The organism is Streptomyces sp. NPDC018610, from assembly GCF_044391765.1.
GTDB lineage: Bacteria > Actinomycetota > Actinomycetes > Streptomycetales > Streptomycetaceae > Streptomyces.
Window position 1 is genome coordinate 525,668 of sequence record NZ_JBISAL010000003.1, and the last position, 23,008, is coordinate 548,675.

Genomic DNA, 23,008 nt, shown 5'->3' on the forward strand with positions numbered 1-23,008 from the left:
GGGCACCGCGGACCGGGCGCCGGTCGGCTGCGCGGGCAGCCGGCCGCCGATGTGGGCAGCCGGCCGACAGTGCCCGCGGTAGAACGGCGGGACGGCAGAACGGCAGAACGGCGGAACGGCGGAACGGCGGAACGGCAGAACGGGCCGACGGCCCGCAGTGCGTGCGGCCAAGCGGCATTACGGGCGCCCGAGCGGTCAGTTGGTCCCGATGCGGGCCAGCAGGTCCACGATCCGCGTCTGCACCTCGGCGCTGGTGGAGCGTTCCGCGAGGAACAGCACCGTCTCTCCGGAGGCGAGCCGCGGCAGCTCGGCCGGATCGACGGCGGCCGTGTAGACGACGAGCGGCGTGCGGTTGAGCTGCCCGTTCGCGCGCAGCCAGTCCAGGATCCCGGCCTGGCGGCGGTGCACCTGCATCAGGTCCATCACGACCAGGTTCGGCCGGAACTGCCCCGCCAGCGTCACCGCGTCGTTGTCGCTCGCGGCCCGCGCCACCTGCATCCCGCGCCGCTCCAGCGTCGCGGTCAGTGCCAGTGCGATCTCCGCGTGCTCCTCGACCAGCAGGACCCGCGGCGGGTGCTGCTCGCTGTCGCGCGGAGCGAGCGCCTTCAGCAGTACGGCGGGATCGGCGCCGTAGGCCGCCTCGCGTGTCGCCTGTCCGAGCCCCGCGGTGACCAGCACCGGGACCTCCGCGGCGACGGCCGCCTGCCGCAGCGACTGCAGCGCGGTCCGCGTGATCGGCCCGGTCAGCGGGTCGACGAACAGGGCGGCGGGGAAGGCCGCGATCTGCGCGTCCACCTCCTCGCGCGAGTGCACGATGACGGGCCGGTAGCCGCGGTCGCTCAGCGCCTGCTGCGTGGTGACGTCGGGGGCCGGCCAGACCAGCAGCCGCCGCGGGTTGTCCAGCGGCTCCGGGGGCAGCTCGTCGTCCATCGGCTGCGGTCGCGGGGTGTCCGCGATCTCCACGGCGCCGCCCGGACCGTCCAGCGGCTCGGGTCCCTCGGCGGCGTTTTCGTCCGGTGCCCCTATGGCGTACGAGCGTCCGGCGCCCTCGGTGCCCGGCGCGAGCCGGGGCTGTCCGGCAGGGGACGCCTGCGACTGCGGCACGGACGGCGCGGGGGGCTGCTCGGCCGACAGGTGCGGACGGGCGCCCTGCTCCGGGCGCTGCTCCGCACGGGATGCGGCCGGGTCGGGCGGCGTCCCCAGCTTGCGACGGCGGCCGGAACCCCCCGCCGCGTGCGGGGGTGGCGTCGCCGACGGCTGCTGCACCTGCGCGGCCTGACGGCTGAAGGGCACGCCCTGGCCGAGCGTGCGCACGCTGATCGCACGGCCCTGTGTCGAGTTCGGGTCGATCGACGCGGCGGCCTCGGCGGGCAGCGGCTGAGCCGCCCGCGGCCCGGCGCCCTCCACCGCGGGCTGCCCGGCCGTCGCCGGACCGCTCTGCCCCGGCAGCCGGCCGGCGGCCTGCTCGGGCGGGAGCGGAGTCCCGGTGGCCGGAGTCCCGACGGCCGGTGTGCCGGCGGCGGGGGTGCCGTGCGGCGGCGTAGCGGGCGGCTGGGGCTGGGGCTGAGCCGGGGGCATTGGAGCGCCGTCCGGGCTGCTCGGGGGCAGTGGGGCGCCGGGCCCGGCGGGTGCGGTCCGAGTGCCGGGCGCGTTCGGCGGTACGGGTGGAACCGGCGGTACGGGGACACCCGCGCCGGAGGTGTCGCCGCCTCGGGGCGAGACGGACTCGGCCGGGAGCGGCCCACCGGGGGCCGCGGCCGCCTGTCCAGGGGCGGCCGGAACGGCGGGGGACTCGGCGGGGACGGGTGCCGCACCCTGGCCGGTCGGCGCCGTCCCGGCGGCCTGCGGCTCGACGGCGCCCGGCAGCCCGGGACGGACCGGGGGAACGGCGCGCGGAGCGACCGGGGAACCGGCCGGCCCCACGCCACCGGGCGCGACCGGACCGCCCTGCGCGGGCGCACCACCCTGCACAGGCACGCCGGGGGTGCCGGGGATGCCGGGCGCGCCAGGGGCACTGGGGGCGCTCGACAGGGGCGTCGCGTCCGTCGCCGGGGTCTCCGGCGGCTGGGCCATCGCCCGCCGCCGACGGCCCGTGGGCGCGTTCGTCGGATGCGGTTGCGGCGGAGTGTGATCGTCGGCCCGGTCGTGCGGTACGGCGTCGTGCCGCCCCTCGTCGGCACCGGCGCCCGGGCCCGTGCCCTGGGCGGGGACGCGTACCGGCGGCTGTGCGTCCGGGGCCTCGGGCGTCGGCCGGTCGGCGTCGGCGGGAGGCAGGGCGAAGACCGTGCGCGGGGCCGCCTCCTGCGCGGCGGCCCGCTCGTTCGCGGCCGCCAGGGCACGCCGCCGCCGTCCGGTCGGCTGCCCGGCGGAGGTCTCGACCTGAGCGGTGGGGGCGGCGGGAACGGAACCGGGCGCGGGCGCGACCGGCCCCGGCGCGCCGGACACGGCGGAATTCGTGGGAGGCGTGGGAGTGGCGGGCACCGCCGCGTCCGCTGCCGCCGGGAGACCCGGGGGCAGAGCCTGGGGCAGGGCTTGGGGCAGGGCCTGGGGCTCACCGGTCTCACGCCGGGCGCGCCGTCCCGTGGGCCCGGGCACACCCTGCGGCGGCACCGCGGCGCCCAGGCCGGAACCCGAGGCCGCCGCGCCCGCGGCGTGCTCGGCCGCCGTGACCACGGCGCCCTCGGAAACACCCGTACTCCCGGCGACGCCCGCGCTCCCGGCGACGCCCGAAATCTCGGCGACGCCCGCGCCCTCGGCGGACCGGCCGCGCCGCCGTCCCGTGCCGCCGGACCCGGTCGTCAGGGCTTCCTGAGGCGTGTCCTCGCCCGCGCTCTGGGCCGGGATCCGCGCGGAATCCTCGGCCGCACGCCGCCTGCGCCGCCCGGTCGGCACCGTCCGGGGGTCGCCGTCGGCCGGGACCTCGGCCTCGCCGTCGTCGCCGTCCAGGAACGCGTCCGTGGAGGAGCGCCGGGCTCGCCGGCGGCCACCGCCGGAGGCCTGCGCGGGCAGCGCGATCCGGGCGGAGACGCCCTCGGCCGGCCGCGCGTCCGGGGCGGCCTCGACGGCGGCGACCGCCGCGTCCTGCGCGTAGTCGGGAACGTGGTCGGCGGCGACGGCGCCCGCCCCGTCGCCGATGGGCACCTCGAGGACGTACGCGCTGCCGCTCATCCCCGGGACCTCGACCGTCTGGAGCACGCCGCCGTGCGCCCGGACGATCCCGCGCACGATCGGCTCGTGCACCGGGTCGCCCCCGGTGTACGGCCCGCGTACCTCGATCCGCACGACGTTGCCGCGCTGCGCCGCCGCGACGACGACGGTGTTGTCCATGTAACCGCCCGCCGACACCGGCGAGTTGCCGGTGGCGTCCACGCCCGCGACGTCCGCGACGAGATGCGCGAGGGCGGTGGCCAGGCGCTGCGGGTCGACCTCCGCCTCGATGGGCGGCGCGTGCACGGCGAACTGCACCCGGCCGGGCCCGACGAGCTCGACGGCGCCGTCCACACCGGCGGCGACGACCGCGTCGAGCATCACCTTCGTACGGGTGATCTCCTCGCTGCCGATGTCGAGGCGCTGGTAGCCGAGGACGTTGTCGATGAGGGTGGTGATCCGCGAGTAGCCGGCGGACAGGTGGTGCAGCACCTGGTTGGCCTCGGGCCACAGCTGGCCGGCGTCGTCGGCGGCGAGGGCGGCCAGCTCGCGGCGCAGCTCGTCCAGGGGGCCGCGCAGGGAGCCGCCGAGGAGGGTGAGCAGCTGCTCGTGGCGGGCGGCGAGGGCTTCGTAGCGGTCCTTCTCGCGCTCGCCGAGCGCGGCGTACCGCTCCTCGTTCGCGGCGAGTTCCTCCGCGTGCCGCTCGGTGAGCTCCTCGATCTCGGCGACGTGCCGCTGGCGCAGGGCCGTGAGCTCGGAGCCGTGCTCCTCGGCGAGCCGCTCCAGCTCCTCCTCGTGCAGCTTCTCGGCGGCGGCCTTCTCCTCGACGAGGGCGTCGTAGGGGCGGCGGTCGGTGAAGGTCATCACGGCGCCGACGAGCTGGTCGCCGTCCCGGACGGGCGCGGTGGTCAGGTCGACGGGCACCTTGTCCTCGGACTTCGACCACAGCACCTGCCCGCGCACCCGGTGCTTGCGTCCGGAGCGCAGGGTGTCGGCGAGCGGCGACTCCTCGTAGGGGAAGGGGGCGCCGTCGGCACGGGAGTGGAGCACGAGGGTGTGCAGCTCGCGGCCGCCGAGCTCGCCGGCCCGGTAGCCGAGGATCTGGGCGGCGGCGGGGTTGACGAGCACGATCCGCCCGTCGGTGTCGGTCCCGACCACGCCCTCGGAGGCGGCCCGCAGGATCATCTCGGTCTGCCGCTGCGAACGGGCCAGCTCGGCCTCGGTGTCGACGGTGCCGGACAGGTCGCGCACGACCAGCATCAGCAGCTCGTCGCCGGTGTAGCCGGAGGTGTCGTAGGCCTGCTGGCCGTTCTGCAGATTCGCGCTCGTGACCTCGACCGGGAACTCCGTGCCGTCGGTCCGCCGGGCCGTCATCCGGGTCGGCTTGGTGCGGGCGCGCGGGTCGATGTGGTCGGGCCGGCGCATGGAGCCGGGGATGAGTTTGGAGTCGAACTGCGGCAGCAGGTCGAGCAGCCCGCGCCCCACCAGGGCCGTGCCCGGGGTCTCGAAGGCCTCCAGGGCGATGGTGTTGGCGTTGACGACCGTGCCGTTCGCGTTGACCAGCACCAAGGCGTCGGGCAGCGCGTCGAGTATGGCAGCGAGGCGAGCAGCGCCTCGGGATGGCCTGCTGCTCACGAGACGCTTCCTCCCTGTCACCGCACCTTGCCGACCGCGGGGGCCATCTTGCCAACCGGCCCGCGGCGTGTCACGCGAAGGAGTCTAAGCGCTGACGTTGCGCCCGCGACGGCGGATGAGAGGGAGGTCGCACGACGAGGTGACGTCCGGCCCGAACACGCCCGAACCCGCCGCCTCCCGCCCCACGCGCCCCCACCGGCCTCCGGCACCCGCGAACCGACCCGGCCCGCCCACGCCCCGGGGACTGGTCTCGGGGGGCCGCTCGCCCCCCCCGGGGCCGGTCCCGGCCGGCACCCGGCCGGGAACCGCTCAGCACCCGGCCGCCCCGGCCGGGAACCGCTCGGGCCCCGGCCGGAACCGTTCACGACCCTGCGGTGACCGCTCGGGGCCACCCCGCCGGAACCGCTCGGGACCCGAGGTCGGGCAGGAACGGCACCAGCCGGTTCCAGCGCTCGATCTCGCAGCCGTTGGCGCGGCTGTACGTCGCGTCGACGCGGCGCCCGGCCCAGCTCCCGGTGACATGGGCGGTGGCCGGACCGCCGTACTGCAGGGTGCAGACGCTGCCGTCCGGCACGGACGCGAAGGTGTCACGGCCCCAGCGCGCGTTCCGGTCGAGCGCCCCGCACGCGCCTCGCGCATCCGGATGGCTGCCGCCCTCGGGATGGCAGTACAGCTCGTACGTCCCGTTCCGGCCGTCGCCCGCGTCCCGGACGGTGACGACGAGGTGGTCGCCGGACCGGTCCTCGTCCCGGACGGGCGGCGGCGCGCCGGCGCCGGCCACGGCCGCGCCGGGGAACAGTGCCGCGAGCGCGGCGGCGGAGGCGACGGCGCCCAGGAGGAGCCGCGACGCGACCCGGAGCGAGGCGGCGTGCCGGAGAGGACGAGAAGGCCGGGACGGAAGGGAAGGACGGGATGAGGGAAAGCTGACCTGCACCATGTCCGGACCAACGCGGCAACCGGCCGGAGGTTGCGTACCGGCCGACACAGCGGGACAAGGGCTTTGCCCTGGGGGCCGCCCGCCTAGTACCGTGGGTGGCGATTGGTGGCACCCCGCAAGTCTGTGTCATCATCTGCACGCACCGATCGCGCGCTCGCGTGAGCGGTTGCTGGAGGCGTCGCCTAGTCCGGTCTATGGCGCCGCACTGCTAATGCGGTTTGGGCCTTAAAGCCCATCGAGGGTTCAAATCCCTCCGCCTCCGCGCAAGATCCCCGAAGCCCCGGTCCCCTGGACCGGGGCTTCGGGCGTTCCTCGGCAGCCCCCGACCGGTCAAGAGTGGCCCCCGTCACTTTTCGCCGCCCTCGCCCCTCGGACGGCCTCTCCGGCCGTCGGCACCGCCTGGTCCCCGAATCACGTTTCCGCAGGTCAGGCCGGGTGGGAGGAATGGATTTCACATGACGGCGGCAGTCATGTAATGTTCTTCCTGTCGCCGCGAGCGGGCCGAAAGGACCGGGAGCGAAGACGAAAAACAGAACAAGCACTCGTAGCTTAACGGATAGAGCATCTGACTACGGATCAGAAGGTTGCAGGTTCGAATCCTGCCGAGTGCACAACAGTTCAGAGGCCCTGTGGAGTGATCCACAGGGCCTCTGGCTTTTGCCTTGACGGCAGTGTTTGACGGCAAGCCTCAGAGGGCGGGTGTGGGGCGGACCAGACCGCTACGAGGATGACCGCCGCGCGGTCGCCGGCATCGGGATCGTTGATCACGCGAGTGTCGGCGCCCTGCTCACGGGCGCGCGCATGTGGTACAGGTCACGGAAGCAAACCTTATGGGACCCACGAGAGCACACGGCGTCTGGGAGCCGAACGGAGTCTTCGGCCTGCACCGCGTACGGCTGCTAATCTCCACCTTTGCTTGATCGTTCGAAGACCATCCACCGGGGGGAGATGGCACTTCGCCTCATCGCCCCATGAATCCAGAGGGACTGAGGATGAGGATCGGCAAGACGGCGGTGTCCGTGCTGCTGGCGGGTGCGCTCGTGGGCATCCTGTCGGGCTGCGAATCCGACAGCGGCGCCACCGGAGGCGGGGGTGCGCACGGGGGCGGCACCGGGGGTACCAGCGGCGTCCCGCTGAAGAGCAAGATCACCGCACCGGCCGCCTTCGACGGCGCCAAGGGCTGGGAGGTCGAGGCCGGCTGGCTTCCTCAGGGGCAGCCCTTGCCCTACGCGGTTTCGGGGAAGGGTGATTCCGTCGCGTACCTCGACAAGACCGCGCAGGGCTATGTCCTCACCGTCCGGGAGGCGTCGTCCGGCAAGGTGCTGTCCACGAGCAAGCCGTGGAAGGGCCCCAAGCTCACGAAGGAGCAGAGCGACGAGCAGTCCGGCGCGCTGGCGGTCCCGCAGATCGCCCTGATCCCCGGTACGAAGCGCGACTACTTCGCAGTGTGGGCGCGTGGCGAGGCCCGCAAGGACGAGCTCCACGAGTACAAGGAGGTCATCTCCGTGGCCTTCTACCCGGCCGACGCCTCCGGGAAGGACGTTTCCCCGGTCGGCGCAGGGAACGCCGAAGCGCCGGAGGGCGAGTTCGACCGGCCCAGCGTCTTCCCCGGGCCCGGGGGCCTGGTCGTCACCTCGTACGGCGGCGACAGCATCCTGGTGTCTCCCGACGGCAAGGTCACCGACACCGGCAAGGCGAAGGTGACGCTGAACGGGAAGGCGGCCGATCCCGACTATCTGATGTCGTTCCAGGGCCCGGCGGGCCTCGTGACCAACGGTGAAGAAGGCGCCGGGGGCGACGGCGGTTTCGGCGCAGACGGCGGCTGGCGGAGTACGAAGGTGGCTCCGCCCGGCGTCGAAGCCGTCCGCAAGGAAGAGAACGTGGGCTTCGGCACGGAGGAGACGCCCAACGGCCGCATCGTCGGTGCCGCCGGCAACCACGTGATCGCCAACTGGCTCAAGGGGTCGGACGACGTCTCCGCCGTCCACGACCTCGCGACCGGAGCCGTCCAGGCCACCGCCCCGTGCCGGACCATGAAGACCGAGTACGGCGCGGACGTTCCGAGCCCGAAGAACCTCGCGGAGGTGCGGCCGGCCCTGTCCCCCGACGGCCGTTATCTGGTCAAGGGCGGCAGTGTTTTCGACCTGAAGACGGGCAAGGGCACGTGCACCGACAGCGGTGAGGGCGCCAAGAAGATCACCCTCGCGGCTGTCGGCGACGACGGCACCGCCTACGGCCTGGCCGGCGAGGACACGCCGAGGACTCCGGTCTCCGTGTCCGTCACCACGGGCGCCGCCAAGCCCCTACCGGAAGCGACCATTACCCCGAACGCCATCACCGAGGGCGCGGGAGTGTTCGTCACGTACGCCGGCACGGACAGCATGCACCTGATCGTCCTTGACCTGAAGAACTGAAGAAACTGGTCGACCTGAACCTGGCGGGAGAGCGGGAATCCTGACGCGAGGCGCACTTGGACCAGTGATCACGAGCGCCAACGAACAGGCCGTGGTAAGGCCCGACCGCCCGAGCACCAGGACCAGGCCGACCACGACCAAGCGCGACCGCACCGCCCAACCGGCCACCGCTGTGAACCGGATCGACCGCAGAGCCGCAGTCAGTGCCCATGCGTCATGCAGCCGTGCTGACAACGCCCCGGCCGAAATGGGGCCGAGGACCGTGACGCGTTGAAGAAGCGTGGCTGAGGCCGGCGGGTGGTTGCTGGAAGCACACGTGACGGACGCTCGTTCGGCGCACCCGCCGTCGTGGCTGACTTTCGGTGGCTCAGGTCAGAACCCTCTCCAACTCGTCAACGGGGGAACGGGGTTCCAGCAGCGCCCGTGGACGAGCACGCCAAGCGCCCCGGTGCCATCGGCACCGGGGTCCTGACCCGGGAGCAGGGACGCGCCGAGCGCATGGATGTCGGTTTCCTGCGTAGGCTCTGCCTCTCCGGTCGCGAGCACGCTGCGCGCGATCTTCGGCGCCTCGTAGTGGGCGAGGCAGCCGTCGACGGCCTTCAGGCTCCGAGACCGGAGCCGGGCGCGACGCGCTGCACCATGCGGTCCGGTGGCCCCTGGTGGATGTGCGCCGTCCGCGGCCCGGACGGCTGCTGAGCGGGCATGGCGGTGGGGCCGGCGTGGACGTGGCTGCCGTCGGGGCGCGGGCCGAGGGCGTGAAGCTGTCGGCGGGTGGCGTCCTGCTGCCGTGGCCGGTGCGGCCGGCCCTGGGTGGGCCGGCCAGAGCGTGCTCAGCTTCTCGTCGTCTCCACAGCGCTGTCCGACTGTGCTCCGGGACGGCTGTTGCGGTGGCGGCCGGCGAGGCGGATGATCCCCCAGTTGTGGTCGGAGGCGCCCATCTTGATGTACCAGAGCAGGCCGAGAGGCGTGATCACCAGGCTGGAGAGGGCCCCGTACAAGGGCATCAGCCAGAGTGTCGCGTCCCGCTTCTGCCAGTGCACGTAGAAGGCGAGCGCCAGGTACAGGAACGTCACGACGGCCAGTACCAGGATGCTGAGGGTGCACGGGAGGTCCCTGGCCAGGTCGACCGCGGTGATCCAGCGGACCGGTGCCAGCAGGAACGCCGCGGCGCCGTAGGCCCACATCAGCGGGTGCCGCCGGGCCAGCCTCGCGTTGACGATGAACAGCCGGACCTCACCGCCGGCCCACGCCAGTCTCTGCCGCAGCCAGGGCTTGACCCGGTCCGGGACGGTGGTGGGCACCTCGAACGGCACGTGCCCCACCCGGTAACCGAGCGAATCCGCCAGGATCCCGAGCTCGACGTCGTTTCCCTGGAAGAACAGCGAGTGGCGGCGCATGACCTGTCGGTGAACCTCGGTGCGCGCCGCGTGGCACGCACCTGAGACCAGCCAGGGCACCACCCGGCGCAACTGCATCGCGAGACGGTATTCGTGCACCTGTATGCGGCCGAGCACCTTCTCCGTGTTGGAGGGGACGAGCCGGATCGAGGCCAGGTCCAGACGGCGTGCGGCCAGGGCTCCGACGAGTTCCCCGAGGGGCCTGGTCGTGATGGTGTCCGCGTCGATGCACACCACCCACGGCGCCCGTACCGTCTCCAGGGCGTCGCGCACCACGCGGTCCCGGATGGTGCCGCCGGTCTGCCGCTTGCCCGACCGGCCCTCACTGGGGCGCGGCACCTCGCCGCGGAAGATCCTGAAGCCGTTGGCGGCGGCGATGGTCTCCAGCTGCGCGTCGAACTCAGGAGTCTCGCTGGTGGTGGTGCAGAGCAGGACACGCCTGCCGTAGTCCCGCAGGTAGGGCACGTTCTCGAGGTACCTGACGTTGCCGTAGATCGGCACGAGGACTTCGAAGTCCTCCTCGGTGGTGGGAGGGTCGTAGGTACGGCGGGCGCTGTGCGCGCGCAGACTTCCCGCCATGTCGACCAGCGTGAACAGCAGCGGCACGACGAGGACCGAGACGGCCAGGGCCGCCAAGGAGCCGATGTTCATGCCGACAGCGCCAGGGGAGAGCGGGCGTCGTCGAGCGCCTCCTCCAGGATCCCGCGCATCGACGGGACGACCGCCGTCGGCAGGTTCAGGTCCACCAGCGCCTGCAGCGAGTAGACGCGCTCGAACATGCTCGCGGGCACCGGGCGACGGGCGCGTACGCACCAGATGCGCTCGCTGGGCGTCGGCTCCCGCTGCTCGGTGTTCTCGTCGAGCAGTTCCTCGTGCAGCTTCTCGCCCGGCCGCAGGCCGGTGTACCGGATGACGGGAGCCTTCGCGCCGATCATGGAGGCGTACCGCTCGACGAGCTCGGCGATGCGGACGGGCGCGCCCATGTCGAGGACGTAGGTCTCGCCCTTGTCGGCCATCACCGCGGCCTCGATGACCAGGGCGGATGCCTGGGGGATGGTCATGAAGAACCGTGTGACGTCGGGGCTGGTGACGGTGATCGGCACGTCGTGGCGCACCTGCCACGCCAGGCTCTGCAGGAAGGAGCCCCGGCTGCCGAGCACGTTGCCGAAGCGGACCGACGCGACCCGCATCGGGCTGTCGGCGTGAGCCTGGGTGAGGACCTCGCCGAGACGCTTCGTCAGGCCCAGTACGGAGGTCGGGTTCGCGGCCTTGTCCGTGGAGACGAAGATGAAGCGCTCGACGCCGGCCGCCTCGGCGGCGCGGAGGACGTTCGCGGTGCCCAGGACATTGGTCCGCAGCCCCTGTACGGGATAGCGCTCCAGGAGCGGCAGGTGCTTGTGCGCCGCGGCGTGGAAGATGATGTGCGGGCGGACGGTGGCCATGAGGTTGTGCATGGCGGCCGGCTCGCGGATGTCGCCGAGGACGATGGTCTCGTCATCCAGCAGACCGTGTCCGTGAATGTCCAACTGCACCGCGTGCAACGCGCCTTCGTCGTGGTCGACCAGGTACACGCTCTCGGGGGACAGCCGGTGCAGCTGGCGGGCGATCTCGCTGCCGATGGATCCCCCTCCTCCGGTGACGAGAATCCGGCGTCCGGCGACGAGGCTCCGGGCCTCGGCGGTGTGGCTGATCTCGACCGGTCCGTCCAGCAGCGCGGCCGGGGACGCGGACACGGGCTCGTAGCGCAGACCCGGCGTAACTCTCGTCATGGACTACCTCACTGGTGACCTTGCCTGTGCAGGCATGAAACGGCAGCCACCGCCGTGGGGCTGGTGGAGCGACATGTGTGCGATCTTCGGCAAACTTTTGCATGAAGCGTGAAGCATGTGCAAGGAGTGTGTGCAGCTCGTGAAGATGGTGCATAACGTAGTGTTAACACTAAGTCAGGTTGTCTGGCGTTAAGAGGCTTAATAGCCGTTTCGCGGCCTGTGCAGCATACGAAGGGGCGCATGGATCGCAGGTCCGCAGCGGAACGGAAGGGCTTGTTGCCGGGCGTCCCGCTCGCGGGAGCGGCGGACAGGGCTCCGACGGCGACCCGTTGGCCCGAATATCGCCGACAACGGCGCGCTGGTACGGGACTTCGTCGCTCCGCTTGTGAGTGATCCCCCGTGCGGGACGGGCTGAGAAAGGGGCGTACCCGAGGCCGTGACGTTGCCGGGGGACGTGCGCCGCCGCGGGGGCGGAAACGCTGCTCGGCCGGGGAGGCCGAGGGTCGGCACGGCGGGCCGGTGCGGGCGGCTCGGGGTCCGAGGGCGTCGCCGGGTGGGAGAAGTTTTACCTCGTCTTGTCCTCCTGGCGGAGTTCCTCCATCGACTGCCGGGTCAGGGCCGTGGCCCGGCGCGACCGCTCGGCGGAGGGTGAGTCGGGCAGGGTCGGCCGGCACTCGTGATGGTCGCGTCGTCGGGAGGCGTTGTCAGTGGGGGCTCGTAGGGTCGTGGGTGATGGCACAGGTGTGGGAGTGCTCGGGGCTGCGGTGGTCGGCGGACGGTCCCGTGCTGGTGTGGCGGGACGGGCGGGTCAGTGCGCTGCCGTGGGGGAAGCGCGTGGCCTTCGAGGTCGTGGAAGGAGGCGTGCGGACATGTGTGGGAGCGCGGGGGCACGCGTGTCCCGTACGGGCCGGGGTGTCGGGGCGGAGCACGGGGGCGCGGTGCGAGGAGTGCGCGCGGCTGGACCGGGCGCACTCGGTGGCCGCCGACACGATGGCGGACGATCCGCGGCCGTACCACGTGTATCTGGCGTGGTTCGGGCCCGGGATGGTGAAGGTGGGGATCACGGCGGTCGAGCGCGGGTCGGCGCGGCTGCTGGAGCAGGGCGCCGTCTGCTTCAGCCGGCTCGGCGCCGGACCTTTGATGGCAGCCCGCCGGACCGAGGAGCTGCTGCGTGCCGCGCTCGGCGTCCCCGACCGGATCCCCTACGCCCTGAAGCGGGCCGTCCGGTCCGCGCTGCCTGAGTCCGCGGACGAGCGGGCGGCCGAGATCCGGGAGCTGCACGACCGTGCGACCGCGCTCGCCGGCTGGCCGGAGTCGTTGGAGCGGGCGCCGTTCCTGCCGGTCGACCACATGGCGGTGTTCGGGCTGGCGAGGGCGCCCGTGCCGGTCGGCGAGGTGAGGGAGCTGGTCGCGGGCGGGGGCGTGAGCGGCGAGCTGGTCGCCGCCGCCGGGCCGGACCTGCACCTCGCGGCCGGCGGCCGGGTCGTCGTGCTCGACACCCGGCTGATGACCGGGTGGGGGCTCGGGGAGTGGCGGGGGGAGGCCGACGGACTCGCCCTTCCCGTACGGGCGTTCAAGCAGGGGCCGGGGGCGGGGAGGGGGACGGGAGTGCAGGACGGGTTGTTCTGAGACGGCCGTCGGGCGGGAAGTGAGTGGGGCGGAGTGGTGAGCCGGCCCGGGCCGGGGCATGGGTGCGCTGGGTCCGGGAGAGGTGTCAGGGGGTGCGGCGCACTCGGCATGCAGGACTGGTCGTACTGGCTGAGCACCTTCGACATCGCCTACGGCCCCGTCGAGCGCGACGCGTTCCTCGGTGAGCCGGACTTCTGGGTGGACGAGCAGGGGCCCGTCCGCTGAGGTCCGGAGGCCCCGGAGGCTCAGAAAGCTGGAGACCGGGGCGTGGGGCGGCGCGAACCCCCGAAACCGGGATCGGGAGCGGGGCCGGGAGCGGGACCGGGAGCGGAGCCGGGAGCGGAACCGAGCGCCGCTTCCCAGGAGTTGCCTGAGAGGCGCCTGTGCGTTTCTCAGGGAAATCACAGATTCGTGCAAGCGTGTTCTCAGAGGGCGCCGACAAGGTGTCCACCATGACCACGACCTCGCCCCAGGGGCGCACCGAACTGCTGAGGCCGGACGGGAGCCCCGTCCGGGTGCTTGTGGTGGACGACGAGCTGTCGATCACCGAACTGCTGTCCATGGCCCTGCGGTACGAGGGCTGGCAGATACGCAGCGCGGGGGACGGTCAGGGCGCCGTCCAGACCGCGCGCGAGTTCCGGCCCGACGCCGTCGTCCTCGACATGATGCTGCCCGACATGGACGGACTCACCGTCCTGGGACGGCTGCGCCGCGAGCTCCCCGACGTGCCCGTCCTGTTCCTGACCGCCAAGGACGCCGTGGAGGACCGGATCGCCGGGCTCACGGCGGGCGGGGACGACTACGTCACCAAGCCGTTCAGCCTGGAGGAGGTCGTCGCCCGGCTGCGCGGACTGATCCGGCGCGCGGGCGCCGCCGACCGGCGCTCGGAGTCCGTGCTCGTCGTCGGCGACCTCACCCTCGACGAGGACAGCCACGAGGTCTCGCGCGGCGGGGACAACATCCACCTCACGGCCACCGAGTTCGAACTGCTCCGCTTCCTCATGCGCAACCCGCGGCGCGTGCTCAGCAAGGCGCAGATCCTGGACCGGGTGTGGTCGTACGACTTCGGCGGGCAGGCCAACGTCGTCGAGCTGTACATCTCCTACCTGCGGCGCAAGATCGACGCCGGCCGGGAGCCGATGATCCACACCCGGCGCGGCGCCGGCTACCTGATCAAGCCCGCGGTCTCGTGAGCGGGCGACGACGGCCACGTACGCAGAGGCGAGCACCCAAGCCGCGCACGCTGCGGACACGGCTCGTCGTCGCGTCCATGGTGCTGATCGCCGTGGTCTGCTCGGTGATCGGCACGGTGACGACGCTCGCCCTGCGCTCCCACCTGTACGAGCAGCTGGACGGCCGGCTCAAGGAGGTCGCCATGCGGGCGTCGGGCGGTCTGCGGCCGCCGGACGGCCGCGACGGCGCCGTGGTGGCGCCCGGCGGACAGGCCGGCGGCGGCCTGACCGACTTCGTCACCCGGGGCCCGCAGCCGGAGTACACGATCGCCGCGAAGGTCGAGAACGGCGTCATCACCGACGCCAAGGTCGGCAAGAAGGTGAACGACGACAACAACGTCCCCTGGACGGACGCCGTGCCGCTCACCGGCAAGCAGATCAGCGCGCTCGACGCGGTCCCCCGGGACGCCGCCAAGCACACGGTGGACATCCCCGGCCTCGGCGGATACCGCGTCGAGTACGTCAGCAGCCCCAACGGCGCCTACTACGTGGCCGTCCCCACCTCCGACGTAGAGAACACCGTCGACACCCTGATCCTCGTCGAGGTCAGCGTCACCGCCGCCGGACTCGTCGCCGCGCTGCTGGCCGGCGCCGCCATCGTGGGCGTCGCCCTGCGTCCGCTGCGCCGCGTCGCCGCCACCGCCACCCGCGTCTCCGAACTGCCCCTGCACACCGGCGAGGTGAACCTCAGCGAGCGCGTGCCCGAGCCGGAGACCGACCCGCACACCGAGGTCGGCCAGGTCGGGGCGGCCCTCAACCGCATGCTCGACCACATCAACGGCGCGCTGCACGCCCGGCAGCAGAGCGAGACACGGGTGAGGCAGTTCGTCGCGGACGCCAGCCACGAGCTGCGCACCCCCCTGGCCTCCATCCGTGGCTACGCCGAGCTGACCCGGCGCGGACGCGAAGAGGTCGGCCCGGACACCCGGCACGCGCTCGGCCGGATCGAGTCCGAGGCCGGGCGGATGACCCTGCTCGTGGAGGACCTGCTGCTGCTCGCCCGGCTGGACGCGGGCCGGCCGCTGCGGTTCGAGCACACCGACCTCGTACCGCTCGTCGTCGACACCGTCAGCGACGCGCGGGCCGCCGGACGGGACCACACCTGGCGGCTCGACCTGCCCGACGAACCCGCCCTCGTGTCGGCGGACGCGGCGCGGCTCCAGCAGGTGCTCGTCAACCTGCTGGCCAACGCCCGCACCCACACACCGGCCGGTACGACCGTCACCGCGCGCGTGCGGCGGCGCGGTCCGTGGCTGCGCGTGGACGTCGAGGACGACGGGCCGGGGATCCCGGCCGCGCTGCTGCCGCACGTCTTCGAACGGTTCGCGCGGGGCGACTCGGCGCGCTCCCGCGCCACCGGCTCGACCGGGCTCGGGCTGGCCATCGTGCAGGCCGTGGCGGCCGCGCACGGCGGCGCGGTCACCGTCGACAGCGTGCCCGGCCGGACCGTCTTCACCGTCCACCTGCCGGCCCTCGACCCAGCGCCCCCCAGCACAGGTCCCGTCGGTCATGCGGTCCTCGGTCATGCGGTCCTCGACCGAGCGGCCGCCGATCGCGCGGCTCTCGACCGGACGGCCCTCGGCCAAGCGCCCTCCAGCCCGGCGTCCCACGACCGAGCGGCCCTCCCCCCAGCAGCCCTCCGCCGGTCCGCCTCCCGGCCGGCGGAGGGCTTCCCCGCCCGCCCTCCGGAGCGGCGGACCCCGCCGTCCACCTTCCAGCAGACCCACCCGGAGGCCCACTCACAGGCACGGCACAGCGTCACCACATCCATGCGACAGGGCGGTTGAGGAGAGTCACCGGCATGCGAACCGACTCTTCTCCCGGCACCCTGCCGGCGCGGGAGCACCTCCCGGCCGGCGACGCCGGTACGCCTGTCCTGGACGTAGTGATCCCCGTCTACAACGAGGAGAAGGACCTCCGGCCGTGCGTGCTGCGGCTGCACGACCACCTCACGCGCACCTTCCCGTACGCGTTCCGCATCACCGTCGCGGACAACGCCTCCACGGACGGCACACCGCGGGTGGCCGCGCGGCTGGCGGCCGAGCTCGACGAGGTCGACAACTTCCGGCTGGAGCTCAAGGGCCGGGGCCGCGCCCTACGGACCGTGTGGGCCGCCTCCGAGGCGCCGATCCTCGCCTACATGGACGTGGACCTGTCCACCGACCTCAACGCGCTGCTGCCGCTGGTGGCGCCGCTGATCTCCGGCCACTCCGACCTGGCCATCGGCTCACGGCTCGCCCGCAGTTCGCGCGTGGTGCGCGGGGCCAAGCGGGAGTTCATCTCCCGCACCTACAACCTCATCCTGCGCGGCTCGCTCCAGGCCCGCTTCTCCGACGCCCAGTGCGGCTTCAAGGCGATCCGGCGCGATGTCGCGCAGGTGCTGCTGCCGCTGGTGGAGGACACCGGCTGGTTCTTCGACACCGAGATGCTGGTGCTCGCCGAGCGGGCCGGGCTGCGCATCCACGAGGTGCCGGTGGACTGGGTCGACGACCCCGACTCCACGGTGCACATCGTGAGGACGGCGACCGAGGACCTGAAGGGCGTGTGGCGGGTCGGCAAGGCGCTGGCCACCGGCTCGCTGCCCCTGGACCGGCTCGTCCGGCCGTTCGGCGACGACCCCCGCGACCGCGAGATCCCGGACGTGCCCAAGGGACTCGCCCGCCAGCTCGTCGGGTTCTGCGTCGTCGGCGTCCTGTCCACCCTCTTCTACCTGCTGCTCTACAGCCTCTTCCGGCAGTTCGCCGGCTCGCAGGTCGCCAACGCGCCGGCCCTGCTGGTCTCGGCGGTCGCCAACACCGCCGCCAACCGGCGGCTGACCTTCGGCGTGCGGGGGCGCGGCGGCGCGGTCCGGCACCAGGCACAGGGCCTCGTCGTCTTCGGCATCGGCCTCGCCCTCACCAGCGGCTCGCTGGCCGCCCTCAACGCGGCGACCAGCAGCCCGGCGCACTCCACCGAACTGGCGGTGCTGGTGGCGGCCAACCTCGCCGCGACCGTGCTGCGCTTCCTGCTCTTCCGGGCCTGGGTCTTCCCGGACCGCCAGGAGCAGCCGCCCGGCACGGCGGCCCCCGGTGGCTCGGCCGCCCCGGGCGGCGGTGGTGCGGCGGGTCCGTCCGCACGGGTGTACCTCACGAGCGGCGACGGCGCACGCACGTACCCCGGCCCGGTCCCCGGCCCGCTCCCGCAGCGGCCCACGGCACCGCGCGCCCCGTACGAGCCGACCGCCTCCGGCACCTCCGCCTCCGGCACCTCCGCCCACGGCACCATCCCCGTCCGCGCCGGTGACGCCGCGGAACGCACCCCGGGGGACGCGACCACGCGGCTGCGGCGGGTGCGTCCGACCGACACCGATCCGAAGGACTCCCGATGACCACTGAGCACGACCGGACGGGCGGGCGGGAAGGTGCGGGGCCCTCGTCCTGGGGTCCCCCGCCGACCGCTCCCCCGACGGCCACCCTGACCACGGCGACGCCTGGCACTCCTGGGGCTCCTGCGATCACCGAGACTTCTGGGGCTCGTGCGACTGCTGAGCCTGCTGCGGTCGCGGCGACTCATACGGGCCCTGCAACCCCGTCCGCTGCCCCCGCCCCCATCCCCGTCCCCGCGCCCGTGGCGGAGGCGAACGCGGGGACCGGCGATCCGAAGCCGCCCCTCGCGCGCCGGCTGTGGCGCGGCAGGCCCGAGGACCCGCGCTGGGTCCGCCCCGCCTTCCTCGCCCTGCTGCTCGCCACCGGTCTCCTCTACCTCTACGACCTGAGCGCCTCCGGCTACGCCAACTCCTTCTACTCGGCGGCCGTCCAGGCGGGCAGCGAGTCCTGGAAGGCGTTCTTCTTCGGTTCGCTGGACGCGGGCAACGCCATCACCGTCGACAAGCCCCCGGCCTCGCTGTGGCCGATGGCGCTGTCGGTGCGGATCTTCGGGCTGAACTCGTGGGCGATCCTCGTCCCCGAGGTGATCATGGCCGTCCTCACGGTCGCCGTGGTCTACGCGGCCGTACGCCGCCGGTTCAGCCCGGCGGCGGGCCTGATCGCGGGCGCGGTGCTCACGCTCACGCCCGTGGCGGCGCTGATGTTCCGGTTCAACAACCCGGACGCGCTGCTCGCGCTGCTGATGGCGCTGACCGTGTACTTCGTCGTTCGCGGCCTGGAGGACGGCCGCACCAAGTGGCTGCTGTGGGCGGGCGCCGCGGTCGGCTTCGCCTTCCTCACCAAGACTCTGCAGGCCTTCCTGATCCTGCCCGCGCTGGCCCTCCTCCACGGCTTCTGCGCGCCCGTGCGGCTGAAGAAGCGGCTGGTGCAGCTGGCGCTCGCGACGGCGGCGATCGTCGTCTCCGGCGGCTGGTGGGTGGCGATCGTCGAGCTGTGGCCCGCTTCCTCGCGGCCGTACATCGGCGGCTCGCAGAACAACAGCTTCCTGGAACTGACCTTCGGCTACAACGGCCTCGGCCGGATCAACGGCGACGAGACCGGCAGCGTGGGCGGCGGTGGCGGACCGGGCGGCGGCGGCACGGGCCACTGGGGCGAGACCGGCTGGGACCGGATGTTCAACTCCGAGATCGGCAGCCAGATCTCCTGGCTGCTCCCGGCCGCGCTGATCCTGCTGGTGGCCGGGCTGGTGCTGACCCTTCCCCGCTTCCGCTCCCGTCCGGCCGGGGTGATCCCCACGCCCGGGCGCACCGACCTGGCCCGCGGGTCCTTCCTCGCCTGGGGCGGTTCGCTGGTGATGACCGCGGCGGTCTTCAGTTACATGGCGGGCATCTTCCACCAGTACTACACGGTGGCCCTCGCGCCCTACATCGCCGCCGTCGTCGGCATGGGCGCGACCGTCCTGTGGGCGGAGCGGTCCCGGCTGTGGGCGTCGCTCACCCTGGCCGCCGCGGTCACGGCGACCGCGGCCTGGGGGTACGTCCTGCTCGACCGCACCCCCGACTACCTGCCCTGGCTGAAGTGGCTGGTGCTGGTGGGCGGGCTGGCCGCGGCCCTCGGTCTGGTCTTCGCGGGGCGGCTCGGCCGCCGGCTCGCGCTCGCCACGGTGGGCGCGGCCGTCGTGACCTGCCTCGCCGGTCCGACCGCGTACACACTGAGCACGGTGGACTCCGCGCACACCGGTTCCATCCCGACGGCCGGCCCGGCGGGCGCGAGCATGATGGGCTTCGGCGGGGCGGGCGGCCGGCGCGGCGGCTTCGGCGGTGGCGGCATGCCGGGTCAGAACGGCCAGAACGGCCAGGGCCGGCAGAACGGCAACGGCTTCCCGGGCGGCGGCACCAATGGCCTGCCGGGTGGCGGCACCGGCGGCTTCCCCGGCGGCGGCATGCCTGGCCAGAACGGCCAGAACGGCCAGGGCCAGGGCCAGCAGAACGGCAACGGTCAGAGCGGCGACGGCCAGAACGGTCAGGGCCGGCGCAACGGCGGCACCGGCTTCCCCGGCGGCGGCTGGGCGGGCGGCGAGCGCGGCCGTACGGGCGGTATGGGCGGCGGCATGGGCGGCCTGCTCGACGGCGCCCAGGTCGGTTCGGCGGCCAGGAAGATGCTGGAGCGGGACGCGTCGAAGTACACCTGGGTCGCCGCGTCCATCGGCTCCCAGAACGCGGCCAGCTACCAGCTCGCCACCGGCGACCCGGTGATGGCGATCGGTGGCTTCAACGGCACCGACCCGTCCCCGACCCTCGCCCAGTTCGAGAAGTACGTGGCCCAGGGGAGGGTCCACTACTTCATCGCGGGCGGCGGCATGGGAGGCGGCAGGGGTGGCAGCGGAACCTCCTCGCAGATCACCTCGTGGGTCGAGAAGAACTTCAAGAAGGTGACGGCCGGTTCGGCCACCTTCTACGACCTCACGCGGCCGACGGACGGCTGAGGCCCGCGGAGGCCTACGGAACACGGGGGAGGCGGTGGCCGGTCGGGCCGCCGCCTCCCCCCGCGTCCACACCGTTCCCGTCACGTTCCACCCGCTGCGCCCCGCCCCTTGTCCTGTCCCGGGGGACGGCCTCGTTGCCGTACGCGTCGGAGCGGGCAGACTCCGAAGAGGGAGGCGGTGGCCGGCCCGGCGGCGCGGGCGGGCGGCCCCGCCCCGGCCCTGCGGCCCGTTCAGCATGTCCGGCGGTTCGCAAGTCGAGGAAGGTGCGCCATGGTGAAGGCACCCGGGGCCGAGGGCGCGGCGCGCCGCAGCGTCTGGCTGGCGGGCAAGGAGCGTCGGAGCGGGCGGGGCGGCGGGCAGCCGTCCGGGCTCGACCGGGCGCGGATCACCGGGGCCACGGTGCGGCTGCTGGACGCCGAGGGGCTGGCCAGGTTCTCCATGCGCCGGTTGGCCGCCGAGCTGAACGTCACGGCCATGTCCGTGTACTGGTACGTCGACACCAAGGACGACCTGCTCGAACTCGCCCTCGACGCGGCCTTCGGCGAGCTGTCACTGCCCCGCCCGGACGCCGGGGAGGACTGGCGCGACCAGCTGCGCGGGCTCGCCACCGGGTACCGGGCGCTGCTGGTGCGCCACCCCTGGCTGTCGCCGCTCGCCGGCCGCTACCTCAACATCGGGCCGAACGCCCTCGCCCACGCCCGGGAGGTGCAGCGCGTGGTCCGCCGCACCGGCCTGCCCGCGCACGGCATCACGGGCGCCATCTCGGCCGTCTTCCAGTTCGTGTACGGCTACGGCACGTTCGAGAGCCACTTCTTCGGCCGGATCGCGGACTCGGGGCTGACGCCGGACGAGTACTACCGGCAGTCCCTGGACTCGGCGGGCCGGTCCCCGGAGGCCGCCGGCGTCATCGAGGAGTCCCGGGACATCGTGGCGGCCCGGGGCGGCGACACCGTGGAGGAGATGCTCGACCGCGACTTCGCCTTCGCCTTGGACCTGCTGGTCGCGGGGATCGAGGCGATGGCCGCCCGGGGCTGACCGCCCCGGTGAAGACCGGCCGCCCGCCCGGTGCCGGCCGCCGGGCCCGACCGCCCGCCGGAGCGGGCCGGCGAGTCCTACGCGTCTTCGTCGTTCACCAGACGCGCCGGGAAGCCTCCCGTGGCCACCGGGCCCCACCGCTCCGGGGTGATCCGGATGATCGACTTGCCCTGCTTGAGCATGGCGCCGCGGTACTCGTCCCAGTCGGGGTGCTCACCGGCGATGTTGCGGTAGTACTCGACGAGGGGTTCCACGGAGTCCGGCGCGTCGACGACCTCGGCCGTACCGTCGATCTGCACCCACGGCCCGTTCCACTCGTCGCTCAGCACGACCAGGCTCACCCGCGCGTCCCGCTTGGCGTTACGGGTCTTGGCCCGCTCCGGATAGGTGGAGACCACGATCCGTCCGGAGTCGTCCACACCGCAGGTCAGCGGCGAGGCCTGCGGGCTGCCGTCGGAGCGCCGGGTCAGCAGCAGGGCGCGGTGGCGGGGGCGTACGAAGTCCAGCAGTTCGTCCCGCGAGACGCGGGTGTTGCTCGCGATGTTCGGTGCCATGCCCGCAGCCTAGGCCCGCGTGGGCCCCGGAGCCCGCACGCCCGCCGCCCACACGCCGCACCCACCGGGGCACCGCACCGCACCCGTCAGCCACGCACTCACCGACACCACGCCCACGCGGCCACCACGCCCATGCGCTCACCGCACCCACCGGCCACCGCATCCACCGGCCACCGCACCGCCCGCCATCGCGCCGCCCCCGTCGCCGGGGTGGCGGCCGAGCGTCTACCAGGCGTAAGTCGCGCGGACGGACGAGATAAGGTTCTGTTCGTCCTGTGCTCGCAGTCGGGAATGTGCTGCGGAGCTCTCCTGCGCATGGCCGTAAGGCCGTGCATGCCGAAGAGGTTCGTGGTGCCTGCGTCCGACTTTTCTGAATTGCCCCATTTTCCGGGGGACATCGAGCTGTCCGAAGCCCTGACGATGGCGGCTCAGCGACTGCACGACACCAACACTCCGGACAGCACCATGCGAGTCGCCGTGGAGCTCGCGGTACGGCTGCTGCCGGGGGCGGAGCACGCCGGCATCTCGGTGATGGAACGGGACGGCCGCCGCCGTACCGTCGCCTGGACCGACGAGATCGTGCGCGGCGCCGAGGAATCGGACGCCGGCCGCGCCCCGGCGTCGCACTGGGACCAGCTGTGGCACGCGCCCGTGGTGCGCGTGACGGACAGCGAGAGCGAGGACGGCGGCCGCCCGCTGGCCGAGGCGGGGCTGCGTTCGGCGCTGGCGCTGCGACTGCGGGCCGAGAAGCGGCGGCTGACCGTGCTCACCGCCTACGCCGGCAAGCCGCGCGCCTTCGACACCGACGCCACCCGGATCGGCCGGCTGTTCACCGCGCACGTGAGCCTCGCCCTGGACTCGGCGACCGTGCGCGAACAGCTCACCGAGGCGATGCGCACCCGCGACCTGATCGGCCAGGCCACCGGCATCCTCATGGAGCGGCGCGACATCGACGCGGCCGAGGCGTTCGACAGCCTGGTGCGCGCCTCGCAGCGGGAGAACGTCAAACTGCGCGACATCGCCCGTCGGATCGTGGAAACGAAGAGGACCACCACCTGACGTCCCTCGCGCACCGGAAGCACGGCAAGGGCGGGTCCGCGTTGATGGCGGGCCCGCCCTTGGTGTCGTGGGCCGGGGTCAGGCGGTGGGGAGGGTGGTTCCCTGGACGGCCTGGATGTCGAGTTCGATGCGCAGGGTGGTGCCGATGGCGGCGATGCCGGCCTGGATGACCTGGTTGTAGTTGATGGCGAAGTCCTCGCGGCGCAGTTCGGTGGTGGCGCGGAAGGCGGCGCGGGTGCCGCCCCAGGGGTCGGTGCCGGTGCCGAGGTAGGCGAGGTCGAGGTCGACGGGGCGGGCGATGCCGTGGAGGGTGAGTTCGCCGTGGACGGTCCAGCGGTCGGTGCCGGTGG

At 73.3% G+C, this 23,008-nt stretch carries 14 protein-coding genes, 2 tRNA genes and 2 pseudogenes; 10 read left to right on the forward strand and 8 right to left on the reverse strand.

The window, feature by feature from the left end; genetic code table 11:
- Window positions 1–195: 195 nt before the first annotated feature.
- Together ACH5A8_RS11770 and ACH5A8_RS11775 are read right to left on the reverse strand one after the other, a co-directional pair.
- Window positions 196–4,782: a PAS domain-containing protein gene (locus ACH5A8_RS11770; protein ID WP_399000608.1), complete on the reverse strand. Its 4,587-nt coding sequence runs from the start codon at window positions 4,780–4,782 to the stop codon at window positions 196–198.
- Window positions 4,783–5,143: 361 nt separating this feature from the next.
- The gene (locus tag ACH5A8_RS11775) at window positions 5,144–5,719 is read right to left on the reverse strand and encodes an SSI family serine proteinase inhibitor (RefSeq protein WP_399000610.1); all 576 of its coding nucleotides are present in this window, start codon (window positions 5,717–5,719) and stop codon (window positions 5,144–5,146) included.
- 171 nt (window positions 5,720–5,890) lie between these two features.
- Here ACH5A8_RS11775 and ACH5A8_RS11780 point away from each other — a divergent pair.
- The 3 genes from ACH5A8_RS11780 (at window position 5,891) to ACH5A8_RS11790 (ending at window position 8,133) form a co-directional block, all read left to right on the forward strand.
- Window positions 5,891–5,981: transfer RNA gene (locus ACH5A8_RS11780), tRNA-Ser, on the forward strand.
- Between the two features lie 276 nt (window positions 5,982–6,257).
- Window positions 6,258–6,330, forward strand: a tRNA-Arg gene (locus ACH5A8_RS11785).
- Window positions 6,331–6,711: 381 nt separating this feature from the next.
- Window positions 6,712–8,133: a hypothetical protein gene (locus ACH5A8_RS11790; RefSeq protein ID WP_399000612.1), complete on the forward strand. Its 1,422-nt coding sequence runs from the start codon at window positions 6,712–6,714 to the stop codon at window positions 8,131–8,133.
- 477 nt (window positions 8,134–8,610) lie between these two features.
- Here ACH5A8_RS11790 and ACH5A8_RS11795 read toward each other — a convergent pair.
- The 4 genes and pseudogenes from ACH5A8_RS11795 to ACH5A8_RS11810 all read right to left on the reverse strand — a co-directional run.
- Window positions 8,611–8,721: pseudogene (locus ACH5A8_RS11795) on the reverse strand (protein kinase); the annotation flags it as partial.
- An 11-nt stretch (window positions 8,722–8,732) separates the two neighbouring features.
- Window positions 8,733–8,885 (reverse strand): annotated as a pseudogene (locus ACH5A8_RS11800) (DUF6251 family protein); the annotation flags it as partial.
- A 78-nt stretch (window positions 8,886–8,963) separates the two neighbouring features.
- Window positions 8,964–10,181, reverse strand: a complete 1,218-nt coding sequence (locus tag ACH5A8_RS11805; protein ID WP_399000614.1) for a glycosyltransferase family 2 protein — start codon at window positions 10,179–10,181, stop codon at window positions 8,964–8,966.
- Window positions 10,178–11,299, reverse strand: a complete 1,122-nt coding sequence (locus tag ACH5A8_RS11810; RefSeq protein ID WP_399000616.1) for a polysaccharide biosynthesis protein — start codon at window positions 11,297–11,299, stop codon at window positions 10,178–10,180. Before ACH5A8_RS11810 ends, ACH5A8_RS11805 begins: the two co-directional genes overlap by 4 nt.
- A 732-nt stretch (window positions 11,300–12,031) precedes the next feature.
- Here ACH5A8_RS11810 and ACH5A8_RS11815 point away from each other — a divergent pair.
- From ACH5A8_RS11815 to ACH5A8_RS11840, 6 genes are all read left to right on the forward strand, one after another.
- A complete protein-coding gene (locus ACH5A8_RS11815) occupies window positions 12,032–12,928 on the forward strand; it encodes a DUF2797 domain-containing protein (RefSeq protein ID WP_399000618.1) in 897 nt (298 codons plus the stop codon).
- A 452-nt stretch (window positions 12,929–13,380) separates the two neighbouring features.
- Window positions 13,381–14,121, forward strand: a complete 741-nt coding sequence (locus tag ACH5A8_RS11820) for a response regulator transcription factor (RefSeq protein WP_399000620.1) — start codon at window positions 13,381–13,383, stop codon at window positions 14,119–14,121.
- Window positions 14,118–15,947 carry an ATP-binding protein gene (locus ACH5A8_RS11825; protein WP_399000622.1) on the forward strand — a complete coding sequence of 610 codons (1,830 nt, stop codon included), beginning with the start codon at window positions 14,118–14,120 and terminating at the stop codon, window positions 15,945–15,947. Before ACH5A8_RS11820 ends, ACH5A8_RS11825 begins: the two co-directional genes overlap by 4 nt.
- 14 nt (window positions 15,948–15,961) lie before the next feature.
- A complete protein-coding gene (locus ACH5A8_RS11830) occupies window positions 15,962–17,527 on the forward strand; it encodes a glycosyltransferase (RefSeq protein WP_399000624.1) in 1,566 nt (521 codons plus the stop codon).
- The gene (locus ACH5A8_RS11835; protein WP_399000626.1) at window positions 17,524–20,010 is read left to right on the forward strand and encodes a glycosyltransferase family 39 protein; all 2,487 of its coding nucleotides are present in this window, start codon (window positions 17,524–17,526) and stop codon (window positions 20,008–20,010) included. Before ACH5A8_RS11830 ends, ACH5A8_RS11835 begins: the two co-directional genes overlap by 4 nt.
- A 270-nt stretch (window positions 20,011–20,280) precedes the next feature.
- Complete coding sequence (locus tag ACH5A8_RS11840) at window positions 20,281–21,045, forward strand: TetR/AcrR family transcriptional regulator (RefSeq protein ID WP_399000628.1); 765 nt, start codon at window positions 20,281–20,283, stop codon at window positions 21,043–21,045.
- A gap of 77 nt (window positions 21,046–21,122) precedes the next feature.
- Here the strand turns inward: ACH5A8_RS11840 and ACH5A8_RS11845 are convergent, their stop codons facing one another.
- Window positions 21,123–21,599, reverse strand: a complete 477-nt coding sequence (locus tag ACH5A8_RS11845; RefSeq protein ID WP_399000630.1) for a PPOX class F420-dependent oxidoreductase — start codon at window positions 21,597–21,599, stop codon at window positions 21,123–21,125.
- Between the two features lie 333 nt (window positions 21,600–21,932).
- Here ACH5A8_RS11845 and ACH5A8_RS11850 point away from each other — a divergent pair, with 333 nt between their 5' ends.
- Entirely contained in the window at window positions 21,933–22,658 is a 726-nt protein-coding gene (locus tag ACH5A8_RS11850) for a GAF and ANTAR domain-containing protein (protein WP_399000632.1), read from the forward strand.
- A 78-nt stretch (window positions 22,659–22,736) separates the two neighbouring features.
- Here ACH5A8_RS11850 and ACH5A8_RS11855 read toward each other — a convergent pair.
- A partial coding sequence (locus ACH5A8_RS11855) for a YceI family protein (protein ID WP_399000635.1) occupies window positions 22,737–23,008 on the reverse strand: 272 nt, incomplete at its 5' end.

Excerpts from the sequence above, each read along its gene's own strand:
- ACH5A8_RS11850 (WP_399000632.1), top strand. The coding sequence starts at position 21,933 with ATGCCGAAGAGGTTCGTGGTGCCTGCGTCCGACTTTTCTGAATTGCCC.
- ACH5A8_RS11775 (WP_399000610.1), bottom strand. The coding sequence starts at position 5,719 with ATGGTGCAGGTCAGCTTTCCCTCATCCCGTCCTTCCCTTCCGTCCCGG.
- ACH5A8_RS11810 (WP_399000616.1), bottom strand. The coding sequence starts at position 11,299 with ATGACGAGAGTTACGCCGGGTCTGCGCTACGAGCCCGTGTCCGCGTCC.
- ACH5A8_RS11840 (WP_399000628.1), top strand. The coding sequence starts at position 20,281 with ATGGTGAAGGCACCCGGGGCCGAGGGCGCGGCGCGCCGCAGCGTCTGG.
- ACH5A8_RS11835 (WP_399000626.1), top strand. The coding sequence starts at position 17,524 with ATGACCACTGAGCACGACCGGACGGGCGGGCGGGAAGGTGCGGGGCCC.
- ACH5A8_RS11830 (WP_399000624.1), top strand. The coding sequence starts at position 15,962 with ATGCGAACCGACTCTTCTCCCGGCACCCTGCCGGCGCGGGAGCACCTC.
- ACH5A8_RS11815 (WP_399000618.1), top strand. The coding sequence starts at position 12,032 with ATGGCACAGGTGTGGGAGTGCTCGGGGCTGCGGTGGTCGGCGGACGGT.
- ACH5A8_RS11805 (WP_399000614.1), bottom strand. The coding sequence starts at position 10,181 with ATGAACATCGGCTCCTTGGCGGCCCTGGCCGTCTCGGTCCTCGTCGTG.
- ACH5A8_RS11790 (WP_399000612.1), top strand. The coding sequence starts at position 6,712 with ATGAGGATCGGCAAGACGGCGGTGTCCGTGCTGCTGGCGGGTGCGCTC.
- ACH5A8_RS11820 (WP_399000620.1), top strand. The coding sequence starts at position 13,381 with ATGACCACGACCTCGCCCCAGGGGCGCACCGAACTGCTGAGGCCGGAC.
- ACH5A8_RS11845 (WP_399000630.1), bottom strand. The coding sequence starts at position 21,599 with ATGGCACCGAACATCGCGAGCAACACCCGCGTCTCGCGGGACGAACTG.